The sequence below is a fragment of the Streptomyces litchfieldiae genome (assembly GCF_031845365.1).
Taxonomy (GTDB): Bacteria; Actinomycetota; Actinomycetes; order Streptomycetales; family Streptomycetaceae; genus Streptomyces; species Streptomyces litchfieldiae.
Map to the genome: position 1 here is coordinate 1 of NZ_JAVREL010000107.1, position 460 is coordinate 460.

The following is a 460-nucleotide window of genomic DNA, read 5'->3' on the forward strand; positions in this document are numbered from 1 at the left end:
ACTCATGTCAGTGCCCTGTTCCGAAACGCACACCGATGGTGGTGAGCACGACGTTGACTGCGAACAATGCCACCACGCACAGCACCAGGGTCTCGTTCACCGCGGTGCCGACGCCCTTGGAGCCACCGGCCACTGTCAGGCCGCGGTAGCAGCCGACGAGTCCGGCGATCAGGCCGAACAGTGTGGCCTTGACGACCGAGATCATCACCTCGGGGAATCCGGTGAGCAGGGTAAGTGTGGAGACATAGGCGCCGGCGGAGACGTTCTGGACATAGACGCCGAAGAAGAAGCCGCCGACCAGGCCGATGGTGATCACCGCGCCGTTGAGCATGAAGGCCACGAAGGTCGAGGCCACCACGCGGGGCACGACCAGGCGTTCGATGGGGTCGATGCCAAGCACCTCGAGTGCGTCGATCTCTTCACGGACGGTGCGGGCGCCGAGATCGGCGCAAATCGCTGT

At 64.1% G+C, this 460-nt stretch carries 1 protein-coding gene; it reads right to left on the reverse strand.

What is annotated here, in order from left to right; translation table 11 throughout:
* Nucleotides 1–7 precede the first annotated feature (7 nt).
* Nucleotides 8–460, reverse strand: a 453-nt coding sequence (locus RM590_RS35605) for an ABC transporter permease (protein WP_311708956.1), incomplete at its 5' end; no start/stop codon positions are given.